Source organism: Photobacterium phosphoreum, from assembly GCF_002954725.1.
In the GTDB taxonomy this organism is placed as follows: domain Bacteria; phylum Pseudomonadota; class Gammaproteobacteria; order Enterobacterales; family Vibrionaceae; genus Photobacterium; species Photobacterium phosphoreum.
On the sequence record NZ_MSCQ01000001.1, the window covers coordinates 121,010 to 134,290 of the forward strand.

The window sequence follows — 13,281 nt, forward strand, 5'->3', positions numbered from 1 at the left end:
CATTGATGTTACAGGGAGAACTGAGTTGATAATACGCCATATTCGATATGCTGTAATTGCTACTGCGCTGGTGCTGAGTGGATGTTCTGCGATGCCAACCAAATGGAGTCAGCCACCCATGGCGATCCCTTATCAACCTAGTTTGCAGCAGCAGATTCAGTTGGCACGGATTGAGCAAATATTACACCAACCCAATATTCCTCAAGCAACGTTAGCGACCATTTATTATGATCGTGGTTTGTTGCACGACAGCTTAGGTTTACGTGATTTAGCCCGTCTTGATTTTAATAAATCGCTGGATCTTAATCCTAATCAGCCAGATTTATTTAATGTAGCTGGGGTGATCTTTACTCAAATGGGGATGTTTGATTCTGCTTATGAATCGTTTGATTCAACCTTAGATTTAGCGCCTGATCATCCTTATGCACATCGTAATCGCGGTATCGCACTGTATTATGGTGAGCGTTACGAGTTAGCCAATGATGATTTATTGCCGCATTACCAGCAGGATATCAATGATCCTTATCGGGTGATTTGGCTGTATGTTAATGATATAAAGTTTACGCCTGAGCAAGCGAATAGTTTGCTTCAACAACGTTATGCCGCCAGTGATAAAAAAGACTGGGGTTGGCAGATAGTACGCATGTATCTTGGTGAAGTGAGCGAAGAGCAATTTTTAACCGAGATTGCAGAGCACAGCAAAGACAATGAAGAGTTAGCTTTGCGACTGACTGAAGGTTATTTCTATTTAGCCCAACGTTATCAGCAACAGCACGATTATTCGACGGCAATTATGTTATATAAATTGGCGTTAGCGGGTAATGTGTATGAATACGTTGAACATCGATTATCTTTGTTAGAACTGAACCGTATTTTTATGGCGGAACAAAATGCAGTGCCAGTAGAATCTGCTGCTCCAAGTGCATAATGATAATAATTTTCTATAAAAATAGCCGCTATGATTAGCGGCTATTTTTTATTCTACTCGAACCTCGAACCTCGAACCTCGAACCTCGAACCTCGAACCTCTAACGAATATCCAATCCCGCCAGATTATGCCAGTAGCCATTACATTGATGACCATCAGTAAGAGGATGGTGCATACTGCCTTGTTCATTAGCACGGAAGTCGTCAATTAAGGTCAGCGTATCAAGTCCCATTGGGCTTAAGCGAACCACATCGACCATGTCTTTCATGCCTTTCAAATCATTGATCAAGTTATAGCAGTAACCCGACTGAGTTTGAATACCATTAAGGGTGAAGATTTTTTGATCTTCTTGGCTGTTAACGGTGATCCCTTGTGGATATTTAATACAACAAGTCTCACAGTCATCTTTGGCTTTATTTTCTGCGCGAGCCGTAAAACAGCGTGCTGAATATGCCAATGGTAAATACCCATAGCTAAAGACTTCGGTTTCGAATTGTTGGCGGATCCCTAAGGTTTCACATTCGGTAAGAGTATTGGCTAGCCAATCACGAGACAGTTCGACTGGCATGCACCAGCGAGTCATGCCTTGTTTAACAAACAGCTTTAAAGTCTGCGCGTTATAGCAATTAACTGCGGGACCAACCACAAACGGTACTTTACTTTGAGAGGCCAGTTGAATGGCTGATACATCGTTAGCTTCAACAATAAAATCGCCATTATCGATATATTTTTTCATGATATTAACTTCGCTAGGTGCTTCTAGCAATGCCATGGTTGACAGCACCACTTGCTTACCATTGGCGGCCAGTTCTTTAGCAATATCGATCCATTGGGCGGTTTTAAGTGCTCGACGTTTAGAACACACCGTTTCACCTAAATAAATAATATCAACATTACTATGTTTGGCCTGCTGATAGAACGTTTCAACATCATGCTGAGGCCAAAAGTATAATAATGGCCCAAGTGAATATTTCATGAATGATCCTTTATTGCCATTTACGGTGGTATGCACCTAACGTTGTTTGCTTGCCTTCAGACAGGTTCCCCAAGCAGGCATCCCATGCTGGATTCACACTGTAGCCTTCAGGGTTGGCTAAATAGTGGTCAATAGCCGCGCGCCAAGTACGGGTCACTTGCTCAACATATGCCGGGCTACGTTGACGACCTTCAATCTTAACTGAGGCAATATTGGCTTTAAACAGCTCAGGTAAAATCGCTAGAGTATTAAGACTAGTCGGTTCTTCAAGTGCATGGTAGCGTTTATTTACACCGTCGATATTAATATCAAATCGACCTTTACACAGGGTTGGATAACCCGCATTTTCGCCAGCACCATAGCGATCAATCAGCACTTCATTTAAGCGAGATTCCAATCCTTGTGGTGTTTCTTGCCAACGAACATATTTAGCGGGTGAACAGGCCCCGACAGTATTCGGTGATTCGCCTGTCATATAAGACGACAAATAACAGCGTCCTTCAGACATAATGCACAAGCTACCAAAAGCAAACACTTCCAATTGCATGTCAGTGTTACGGGCTAATTGTTTTACTTGATTGATGGATAATACCCGTGGCAATACCACGCGTTTAATATTGAAATTCTGCTTATAGTAATCAATGGCGGCAGTGTTAGTCGCTGATGCCTGAACAGAGAGGTGCAATTCTAAATCAGGGTAAGTGGTCGCTGCATATTCAAGTACGCCAATATCCGCCACAATTAGCGCATCAACACCCATGGCTGCTGCATTATCAACCGCTTTTGTCCAACGGCTAAAACCATCAGGATGAGCAAAGGTATTTAAAGCCACATGCAATTTACGATCATGATCTTTTACATACTGTACCGCTTTTTCAAGTTTGCGATCAGTGAAGTTTAAACCAGCAAAGTGACGTGCGTTAGTATCATCTTTAAAACCGATATAAACCGCATCCGCACCATTATCGATAGCGGTTTTTAATGCTGGAAGATTACCAGCTGGGCAAAGAAGCTCCATGTACTTTATTATCCAATCTTTGCATAAAAACGATGCCATCATAGTAAAAGTGTTTCGAGGAACAGATCTTGATATTAGGCAGGTTTTGTTGATATTAAACAATAAATTTGTAACTAAATAATGGTGTTTTTAGATTGATATCAACCGCTAACGTAATTTTTTTCTTTTAATAATATTGCTTCTAATTCTTGTTTTGGCATCGGGCGGTGAAAGTGAAATCCTTGAATATAATCACAATTAAGGTTGGATAATAACGTTGCTTGTTGGCGGGTTTCGATACCTTCTGCAACCACACTCATGTTGAGTGATTTACCTAAATTGATGATATTTTCAATCAGGGTAATTTGCTTTGGAATAGTATCAATATCTTTAATGAAAGCCCGATCAATTTTGAGTTCATCAAGTGGGAATCGAGCTAAATAAGACAAGGATGAATAGCCCGTACCAAAGTCATCAATAGATAATGCAAACCCTTGTTGTTTAATCGCATTCAGCATTTGGATAGTATGCTCGCCATCATTCATTACGGTACTTTCTGTGAGTTCAAAGGTGAAATCAGCCGCATTAATGCCCGTTGATTGACGCAGTTTATCGACAAAATGAATTAATTTAGGATTTTCAAACTGTAGCGATGATAAGTTAATCGCCACTCGACCTTTTAATAGTTGTTGTTTTTTCCACTGATTAACGGTGGTAAACACTTCCCGCATAACGACACGGCCTAGTTGTTCAATCAGCCCTGATCGCTCTGCAACGGGAATAAATTGTGCGGGGCTAATGTAACCTTCAACGGGATGCTTCCAGCGTACTAATGCCTCTGCGCCGTCAATTTCAAAATTTTTAGCGTTAACTTTAGGTTGATACCAGACTTCTAAGCCATTATTTTGCAGTGCTTTTTGGAGTTCTATTTCGAGCCATAATCGCATTCGTACAGCTTTACTCATGGCCTCACTGAAAATGACCAGCCGATTACGACCGCGGTTTTTAGCTTCATACATTGCAGTATCCGCATTTTGGAGCATCATTCGCGCATCATGACCATTACCCGGTGATTTAACCATGCCGATTGAGCATGCGAGGTGCTTACTGAAATAGCACAGATCAAATGGCTGGTTAACTAATGCAATGATCTGTTCGGCAATAATTTTACCGCTATTTTCATGTTCAGGATGAGTCAGTAATACTGCAAATTCATCACCACTTAAATGACCAATAATGGCATTTTTGGGTAATAGCTGTTGTAGTCGCTGCGCTATCTCTTGCAGCACTTTATCGCCAATATGATGCCCTAATGAATCATTGATATTTTTAAAGTTATCAATATCGATATACAGCATAAATAGCGGGGTATTGGCTTGCATCAGTTGATCGAGTTGACGACTAAATCCATGACGATTATAGAGCCCAGTTAAGGGATCCAGTTGGGTTAATTGTTCAATTTTATGCTGTTGAACATCGTTATTGAGGGCGGGAGTGAGCTTTATTAATAGTGCTGCTTCACCCATCATGGTGATGGGGGATGTTGTCAGCATTAATGGTGAGCTAGCGTTATGGTTGGCTGAATAATAATGTTGATTACCGTTATTGGATGCTTGTGTCAGTGTTTTACTGTGGCATGGTTGTTTATTGTTATCGAGCAACACGTGATCCAGTGTTTGACCTAAAAGGGCGTTTTTGGATGTCATACCTAATAGTTCAATGGCGCGTTGATTAGCATTTATGATGATGTTTTTTTCAATCACACAGATACCATCGGTGACGAGGTTTTGAAGTTGATTGAGTTGGTGTTCTGATTCTTGTAATGAATTAATCAAGACATGACGTTCTGACGTATCGACTGAATGTAAAATAATGTGCTCAATCTTACCGAGGCGATTGAGTAACGGAGCCAAGCTGATGTGTAAGTTGGTGTGGTGAGAAGTGTCATTGATAATAATTTCTGCTTCAATCACTTCCCCCTTAAAAGCACGTTCGTAATAAGGTTTTAAGCATTGGTAGTAGTGGCTGCCGAGGGTGTCAATGTCATTACTGCCAATGAGTTGATGTTGTGGTTTACCGCTGATATCGCTATAGCGATTATTAACACAATGATAGCGGTGTTGATCATCAAGAATAGCAAATAGGAAAGGACTATTATTGGTCAGCAATGGAAACCAATAGTCAAGTTGCTCTATTTGCATAAATGTTTGATCCTTCGCGGGTATGTTGATGTTAATAGTAAGATAATGTTAAAGCATAAATAGTGTAAATGTTAATGCATGTAAATATAATGTTTATTAACAAAATAATGATCAGTTTTATCAATGTAGTTGCTTTTTTTTGACTCAAGGCATAAAACAAATCGCTAAAATTGCCATACAATTCATTTTTAGCGTTCGATTTTAAACAGGAATACAAACAGTGATTGCTCAACTTAGAAAACAATTAGTTCAACATGGTCCGGCATTATTACGTGTCCCTGCGAAACTCACACCGTTCGCTATTCAAAAGAAAATGATGCTAGATGGTTTAGCAATGGTGTTTAAAGAAGCTTTAGAAGACGGTGATTTTGAATTTCTTGAACATCGTTGGTTAAAAGTTGAAGTCCGTGATTTAGGGTTACAGTGGTTTATCAGTTATCAAGATCAAAAACTGATCGTTGCAGAGCAATGTGAGCATCATGATGTGAGTTTTAGTGGCGAGTGCAATGATTTAGTATTAATTGCAGCACGTAAAGAAGATCCTGATACACTGTTTTTCCAACGTCGTCTTCGTATTGAAGGGGATACCGAATTAGGGTTAGAAGTAAAGAACCTCATGGACAGTATTGATCTTGATTCTTTACCGACACCCGTAAAATTTGTGTTACAGCAATCAGCTGATTTTATTCATCAGGGAATGCAGACTAACGTGATTGAGAAAGAGGTTATACATGCTCATTAGATCTGAAGCGCCAGCTGATATTCTATTAATTGATGCGCTGCTAAAGTCAGTTTTCGATACTGATGCTGAAGCAAAGTTGGTAATGCGTTTACGTGAAAATGGCTGTCGAACGTTATCATTGGTTGCATGTACTGATGACGGTGAAGTGATTGGGCATGCTTTTTTTAGCCCCGTAACCGTTGCGGGACAAGAGACGAATTGGCAAGGGCTTGCGCCTTTATCGGTACGTGAAGATCATCGTCATCAAGGGGTAGGGTTAGCGTTATTAGCCGAAGCGCAAGCAACACTCGCTGATTTTGATTATCCAACGGTAGTCGTATTAGGTGATCCTAAGTATTATCAGCAAGCGGGTTACCAAGCGGCATTACAGCATGGCTTAACATGCATTTGGCCCGAAACTGAAGAAGCCTTTATGGTGTTAGAAATTGCGCCAGGTAGTGTGCAACAGTATCAAGGGTTAGTTGAATATTGCGAAGAGTTTAATGCATTAGCATAAATGAATAACTCGCTTAACCGTTGTAAATAAAAAGCCATGACCTCATTTTTAACGATAAAGTTTAACGACAAAACGTTAAGAATGGTTGTGGCTTTTTAATGTCTATTAATAACCTATTCATGATTTAGTGCAATAAGGTTAATATTGAGAATTAAGAATTCTTTATTTGTCATTTAGCTTAATATTTGGTGGTGGTATTTTGTTGCTAAGAAAAAACCCTTAAGGAATAGCATTCATGATCCCACGTAGTATTACCTCACCTAAAAAATTCATTATTGGTCAAAACCTATTACCACAACTAGATGGTTTTATTAAAGATTTTGGTAATAATGCGGTATTGATTTGCGATGAATTTATTCTCAATAAAGTTAAAGCGGAAGCATTACCAGTTTTACAGCAAGCGGGTATTACTGCTCATGCAGAACAATTTCAATATGAATGTACTGATACTGAAATTGGTCGTATCCATGAGATAGTAAAACATCACGGTGCCAATGTGGTTGTGGGTATTGGCGGTGGTAAAACCATGGATGTTGCCAAAGCGGTTGCGCATTTTGCACATATTCCAGTGATTATTTTCCCAACAATTGCGTCAACAGATGCACCGTGTACAGCATTGTCAGTGATCTATAAAGATGACGGTGAATTTGATCGTTACTTGTTCTTACCTCAAAACCCAGATGCGGTTATTACTGATACCGGTATTATTGCTGCAGCACCTACTAAGTTTTTTGCAGCGGGTGTTGGTGATGCATTAGCGACATTCTTTGAAGCGCGCGCATGTTGTTATGCTGATGGTTTAAACCTTGTCCAAAAACGTGTATCACGTACAGGTCTTGGCATGGCATTGATGTGCTATGAATTGATTGTTGAAAATATTGAAATGGCGATGGATGCAGCCCGTCGTCATGTGGTAACACCCGCATTAGAAGAAATGGTTGAAGCAACGATTTACCTAAGTGGTGTCGGTGCGGAATCAGGTGGTTTAGCAGCAGCGCATGCGGTGAGTAACGGTATGTCTTCATTACCACAATTACACCATATTCAGCATGGTGAGAAAGTGGCTTTTGGTTTGCTTACCCAATTGGTACTAGAAAAAGCTGATGCAGAAGAAATTGAAAATGTTATTTATGTAATGAAAACAGCAGGTTTACCATTAACACTGGCTGATTTTGGTATTGAAGAAATGGTGGAAGCGGATTGGCGTCAAGTCGCTGAAATTGCCTGTGCGAAAGGCGATACCATGTGTAATATGCCAGTTAAAGTGAATGCAGATCGTGTTTATCAAGCCATGGTTGCCGCAGATGCATTAGCACAACGTTACCATGACTAATTTATCAGGTTAATAATGACTGATTAACACATACAATGCCGACGTAATGTCGGCATTGTTGTTTTTACGCTGTGGAATAGAGCCAGTTATCGTTTTATGGGTACAAAGTGACGTGGATTTGTTAGGATCGCAATCCATGTATATTCCATAGCAGGTAGGGTATGAAGCAACGCGATATTCAGGTGTTACAGGAAATGGGGATCACCTATTGGCAAGTACGTAAGCCTGAGATCTTTCCTAACCAAGTGCTGCCTGTGATCAATCTGCCCGCTGAGTGTAAGCTGCTTTTTATTTCGGCTGAGGAATTGGATGAGCATGATGCTTGGTTGTTTGGGCGGATTTTATCGAGTATGAAATTAACCCCAGACCAAGCTTTATCATTGCCGTTATCGGCACTTGATCAAATCGCAGCGCATCATTTAAATTGGTGTTGGTTTGCGGGTTGCCAAGGGGCACACCCTACTGGTTGTCAGGTACTGAATTCGGCCTCATTAAAACTTATGCATAATGATCCTTCGTCTAAGAAGGCATTATGGCAACAGATTTGTAGTTATGACTCATAAAATTATTCCATTAGAAGCACACCATACCGATGATGTTTGGCGTATAGAACAAGCGGCGAATACGTTTCCGTGGGCAGAATCAATGATCCGTAAAGAACCTAACCGTATAGCGGCTAACTATGTGTTAGTGGTTGACGAGCAGGTGGTGGGGTATTGTTTTGGACAATTAGTTGCGGGTGAAGGTACTTTGCTTAATATTGCCATTGATCCCGCCCTGCAACGTAAAGGCTACGGTAAGTTATTACTCAATGGTTTTATTGATGCATTAGAAGCAAAAAAAGCGGAAGAAATTTGGCTTGAAGTGCGTGAAAGTAATCTCGGTGCTTATAAGTTGTATGAAGCGACTGGGTTTAATGAAACCAATCGACGGGTTGGCTATTACCCCGCAGTTAATGGTCGTGAAGACGCATTGATCATGGCCTATATGTTCATGCCTTTTGGCTGATTTATCGATAAACAGATTAATAAATAAAGATTAATAAAAAGGCCGCGTTCAACGGAACGCGGCCTTTTTGTATTTAACTTTTATTAGGACGAGACATCATAACGATAACGTTGATTAGTGCTCACGCGTTGCGCGGAAATCACCTTCAGGGAAACGTTCTTTAGCAAGGTTAAGGTTAACCATGGTTGGCGCAATGTAAGATAAGTTATCACCGCCATCAAGTGCTAGATGAGATTGGTTCTTACGCTTGAATTCTTCAAGTTTCTTCACGTCATCACATTCAACCCAACGTGCCGTTGCAACGTTAACGCCTTCATAAATCGCTTCAACGTTGTATTCAGCTCGAAGACGGGCAACAACCACATCAAACTGAAGCACACCCACCGCACCCACGATCAGATCGTTGTTTTGTAGTGGACGGAATACTTGTACCGCACCTTCTTCTGAAAGTTGTACTAAGCCTTTTAGCAATTGCTTTTGCTTAAGTGGATCTTTTAGGCGAATACGACGGAATAGTTCAGGGGCGAAGTTTGGAATACCTGCAAACTTAAGGTTCTCACCTTGAGTAAAGGTGTCGCCAATTTGAATGGTACCGTGGTTGTGTAAACCAATGATATCGCCCGCATAAGCCACTTCAGTACGTGAACGGTCACCTGCCATGAAGGTTACTGCATCAGAAATACTCACACTCTTACCAGTACGAACATGGTTCATTTTCATACCTTGGTTGTAAGTGCCCGATACAATACGCATAAATGCAATACGGTCACGGTGCTTAGGATCCATGTTGGCTTGGATTTTAAACACAAAACCTGAGAATTTATCTTCAGTCGCTTCAACTTCACGGGTGTTTGCTTGGCGAGGTAATGGTGCTGGAGCCCACTCAGTTAAGCCGTCAAGCATATGATCAACACCAAAGTTACCCAGTGCCGTACCAAAGAATACTGGTGTTAGTTCGCCAGCTAAAAATAGCTCAAGATCAAACTCATTTGATGCGCCGATCACTAATTCGAGTTCTTCACGCAAGTTAGCGGCTAAATCGCTACCAATCGCAATATCAAGCTCAGGGTTATCTAAGCCTTTAATAATGCGTTGCTCTTGAATGGTGTGACCTTGACCTGTGCTGTAAAGAATCGTTTCATTACGGTGAATATGGAAAACACCTTTGAATTCTTTACCACAACCGATAGGCCATGAAATTGGTGCACATGCCATGCCTAGCTCAACTTCAACTTCATCAAGCAGTTCCATTGGATCTCGTGTTTCACGGTCCAATTTGTTCATGAAGGTAACGATAGGCGTGTCACGTAGACGAGTAACTTCCATTAACTTACGGGTACGATCTTCGACACCTTTAGCGGCATCGATAACCATTAGACAAGAGTCAACCGCTGTTAGGGTACGGTAAGTATCTTCTGAGAAGTCTTCGTGTCCTGGAGTATCGAGTAAGTTAACCAAACAAGTATGGTAAGGGAACTGCATAACCGATGTGGTTACAGAGATACCACGTTCTTTTTCCATCTCCATCCAGTCAGATTTAGCATGCTGGTTAGAGCCACGACCTTTTACGGTGCCCGCTTTTTGGATCGCGTTTCCGAACAACAATACTTTTTCAGTAATGGTGGTTTTACCCGCATCGGGGTGGGAGATAATAGCGAAAGTACGACGTTTCGATACTTCGCCTTGAAACAGTGTTTGCGACATTAGCATGTTCTTTTTGAATGGAGTGCATTATTCGCTATTGTCGCTGATTTTACCTTTAGACTCAATCTAGCCGCAGGAGAATTACTCACAAAGATAAAGAATGACGTATTTGACTGTTAATTTGAGTAATAATAGCCGCAATACTTGCCTTGATAGAGATCCAACTTATGTCTGTAGTCAGCAATAATTCAGTAATAATTGACAGTCATTGTCATTTTGATTTTGCGCCTTTTTCAGAAAATCCCACTCAAGCATGGACACAAGCTCAACAAGCCGGCGTTAAAGCGGTGGTTATTCCAACCGTTGGCCGCAGTAATTGGCAATCAGTGGCTGAGTTATGTTGTCAATTTTCAGGCTTATATTATGGGCTAGGGATTCATCCTTTTTTTAGTCACCAACACAACATTGATGTCGTTGCTGAATTGGCCACTAAGCTCATTGAAGCACAAGCTGATGATCGCTGTGTGGCGGTGGGAGAATGTGGGTTAGATTTTGCAGTAGCTGATGTTAATCGAGACCAACAACTGCAATGGCTACAAGCCCAACTTCAATTAGCCAATGAACATCACTTACCCGTGATCTTACATTGCCGTAAAGCCTTTCCTGAATTACTAACATTACTGCGGCAGCATCCGCCTAAAATGGGAGGTGTTTATCATGGTTTTAGTGGCAGTTACCAACAAGCTACTCAACTTGTTGATCTCGGTATCAAAATTGGTGTTGGCGGCACGATCACCTATAGTCGCGCCCAAAAGACTCGCGCTACTATCGCTAAATTACCGTTATCTGCATTGCTATTAGAAACCGATGCCCCCGATATGCCAGTGTCAGGGTATCAAGGTCAACCGAATCGACCTGAGCGTTTAGTCGATATTGCGACAGTTTTGGCGGAGATTAGAGACGAGAGTTATGCGCATATAGCACAAGCAACAACCTTAACCACGGCTGAATTATTTAAAATAAAGCTGTGATTCTGCTGCCAAAGCCAAACGTTTGCGCGAACCGTTTGCATGCCAACAGTGCTTATATGTGATTCCGATCACAATAGCGAATTCTAATACATCAAATTTCCTCATAAACTGTGATCTTGGCATTACATCATCGCCAGCTCCGTGAGTATAATGCGCCAACTCTTAAAGAGCTGAACTGTCAAGACGCCAAAACTTAACTATAGGATTCCATAAATCATGAGCCTGCTAATGAGCCTTGTTGGGATGGTGGTACTGCTACTAATTGCTGTACTACTTTCTGATAACCGTAAAGCGATCAATCTACGTACTGTTGGTGGTGCATTTGCTATCCAATTTCTATTAGGCGCATTTGTACTTTACGTACCAGTAGGCCGTGACGTGCTATATGGCATGTCTCAAGCAGTAGCTAATGTTATTGGTTATGGTAATGACGGTATTAACTTCCTGTTTGGTGGCTTAACATCAAACAAAATGTTTGAATTATTCGGTGGCGGTGGCTTTGTCTTCGCATTACGTGTATTGCCCGTTATCGTATTCTTCTCTGCACTTATTAGTGTGTTGTACTACATCGGCGTAATGCAGGTTGTTATCAATGTTCTGGGTGGCGGTTTACGTAAAATACTGGGTACTTCTCACGCAGAATCAATGTCTGCAACAGCAAATATTTTTGTAGGTCAAACAGAAGCGCCGTTGGTTATTCGTCCGTTCGTACCTAAGATGACTCAGTCTGAGTTATTTGCAGTAATGTGTGGTGGTTTGGCGTCAGTAGCGGGTGGTGTACTAGCAGGTTACGCACAAATGGGTGTTCCTCTTGAGTACCTGATTGCCGCTTCATTTATGGCAGCCCCTGGTGGTCTACTGTTTGCTAAAATCATCAAGCCTGAAACTGAGCAGCCAATTGAGCAGATTGCGGGTAATGATGAAGATGAAAGCGAAGAAAAACCAGCTAACATTATTGATGCAGCAGCAGCAGGTGCATCATCTGGTATGCAACTTGCGTTAAACGTAGGTGCAATGCTACTTGCGTTTATCGGTTTGATTGCATTAGTGAACGGTATGCTTGGTGGTATCGGCGGTTGGTTCGGTATGCCTCAGTTAACACTAGAATTGATTCTAGGTTATGTATTCTCACCATTAGCATTCCTTATTGGTGTGCCGTGGGGTGAAGCACAAGTTGCTGGTTCATTCATTGGTCAAAAGATTGTTGTTAACGAATTTGTTGCTTACCTAAACTTTGCCCCTTACCTAAAAGATGTCGCTGATGGCGGTATGGTTGTAGCGCAAACGGGTGCTGAGATGTCTGATAAGACGAAAGCTATCATCTCATTCGCATTGTGTGGTTTCGCTAACCTATCTTCAGTAGCTATTCTACTGGGTGGTTTAGGTGGTCTAGCACCAACACGTCGTGCAGAAATCGCTCGCTTTGGTATGAAGGCTGTTGCGGCAGGTACATTATCTAACTTAATGTCTGCAACTATTGCTGGTCTGTTTATTACACTAGCGTCATAGTTATAAACAAACGGTTACCCTAAATTAAGAAACGCCATGGCTTATGCTGTGGCGTTTTTTTTCGTTGTAACCGTCATGGCATTTAAGTTTGGCTTAATGTAATAAAATCGATTGCGTTCCCTTTTCTGAATTTTCACTCTGTTATTATTCTCCGATAGAAACAGTACCGTGAGGATGATTGAGAGCGTTATTACTGTTATTAGCATCATAAATTAAGAGTTATGTAAAAAGTGGCTCTTTTTATGATCAATTTGCATGAGTTGTGATACGACTTTTGATTTCAGTAAACATATTATCCACCACAGGAAACACGAGTTTAATGGTCGAGTCGTGATTGAGTTGATATTATAAGGACGTAAAACCTAAATAGGTTAAGGTGACTTAACCTAGTGCAGGGTAGCCTGCGCGGTGACAAG

At 41.3% G+C, this 13,281-nt stretch carries 12 protein-coding genes; 8 read left to right on the forward strand and 4 right to left on the reverse strand.

Going from position 1 to position 13,281, the window contains the following annotated elements; all coding sequences use genetic code 11:
• Positions 1 to 25: 25 nt before the first annotated feature.
• Positions 26 to 928 (forward strand): lipoprotein NlpI, encoded by a 903-nt coding sequence (nlpI, locus tag BTO21_RS00465; protein ID WP_205068418.1) that lies wholly within the window; start codon positions 26 to 28, stop codon positions 926 to 928.
• Between the two features lie 100 nt (positions 929 to 1,028).
• Here the strand turns inward: nlpI and BTO21_RS00470 are convergent, their stop codons facing one another.
• The 3 genes from BTO21_RS00470 to BTO21_RS00480 form a co-directional block, all read right to left on the reverse strand.
• Entirely contained in the window at positions 1,029 to 1,904 is an 876-nt protein-coding gene (locus BTO21_RS00470) for a U32 family peptidase (RefSeq protein ID WP_045027576.1), read from the reverse strand.
• A gap of 10 nt (positions 1,905 to 1,914) precedes the next feature.
• On the reverse strand, positions 1,915 to 2,922 hold the full coding sequence (gene ubiU / locus BTO21_RS00475; protein WP_045027577.1) for a ubiquinone anaerobic biosynthesis protein UbiU: 1,008 nt from the start codon (positions 2,920 to 2,922) through the stop codon (positions 1,915 to 1,917).
• Between the two features lie 140 nt (positions 2,923 to 3,062).
• Complete coding sequence (locus BTO21_RS00480; RefSeq protein ID WP_105026649.1) at positions 3,063 to 5,102, reverse strand: sensor domain-containing protein; 2,040 nt, start codon at positions 5,100 to 5,102, stop codon at positions 3,063 to 3,065.
• A 220-nt stretch (positions 5,103 to 5,322) separates the two neighbouring features.
• Here BTO21_RS00480 and ubiT point away from each other — a divergent pair, with 220 nt between their 5' ends.
• From ubiT to rimI, 5 genes are all read left to right on the forward strand, one after another.
• Positions 5,323 to 5,844 (forward strand): ubiquinone anaerobic biosynthesis accessory factor UbiT, encoded by a 522-nt coding sequence (gene ubiT, locus BTO21_RS00485; protein ID WP_045027578.1) that lies wholly within the window; start codon positions 5,323 to 5,325, stop codon positions 5,842 to 5,844.
• Positions 5,834 to 6,340, forward strand: a complete 507-nt coding sequence (locus tag BTO21_RS00490) for a GNAT family N-acetyltransferase (RefSeq protein ID WP_045027580.1) — start codon at positions 5,834 to 5,836, stop codon at positions 6,338 to 6,340. Before ubiT ends, BTO21_RS00490 begins: the two co-directional genes overlap by 11 nt.
• Before the next feature lie 235 nt (positions 6,341 to 6,575).
• Positions 6,576 to 7,673: a glycerol dehydrogenase gene (locus BTO21_RS00495; RefSeq protein WP_045027582.1), complete on the forward strand. Its 1,098-nt coding sequence runs from the start codon at positions 6,576 to 6,578 to the stop codon at positions 7,671 to 7,673.
• Positions 7,674 to 7,834: 161 nt separating this feature from the next.
• Positions 7,835 to 8,236 carry a DNA polymerase III subunit psi gene (locus BTO21_RS00500; protein WP_045027583.1) on the forward strand — a complete coding sequence of 134 codons (402 nt, stop codon included), beginning with the start codon at positions 7,835 to 7,837 and terminating at the stop codon, positions 8,234 to 8,236.
• Positions 8,226 to 8,681: a ribosomal protein S18-alanine N-acetyltransferase gene (rimI, locus tag BTO21_RS00505; RefSeq protein WP_045027585.1), complete on the forward strand. Its 456-nt coding sequence runs from the start codon at positions 8,226 to 8,228 to the stop codon at positions 8,679 to 8,681. The genes BTO21_RS00500 and rimI overlap by 11 nt, the downstream gene beginning before the upstream one ends.
• Positions 8,682 to 8,795: 114 nt before the next feature.
• On the opposite strand, the gene prfC is transcribed toward rimI, so the two are convergent.
• Complete coding sequence (gene prfC, locus BTO21_RS00510) at positions 8,796 to 10,391, reverse strand: peptide chain release factor 3 (RefSeq protein WP_412760187.1); 1,596 nt, start codon at positions 10,389 to 10,391, stop codon at positions 8,796 to 8,798.
• 161 nt (positions 10,392 to 10,552) lie between these two features.
• Here prfC and BTO21_RS00515 point away from each other — a divergent pair, with 161 nt between their 5' ends.
• On the forward strand, positions 10,553 to 11,356 hold the full coding sequence (locus BTO21_RS00515; protein ID WP_239997978.1) for a TatD family hydrolase: 804 nt from the start codon (positions 10,553 to 10,555) through the stop codon (positions 11,354 to 11,356).
• A gap of 216 nt (positions 11,357 to 11,572) precedes the next feature.
• Positions 11,573 to 12,865: a NupC/NupG family nucleoside CNT transporter gene (locus BTO21_RS00520; protein ID WP_065193934.1), complete on the forward strand. Its 1,293-nt coding sequence runs from the start codon at positions 11,573 to 11,575 to the stop codon at positions 12,863 to 12,865.
• The last annotated feature ends 416 nt before the right edge of the window (positions 12,866 to 13,281 follow it).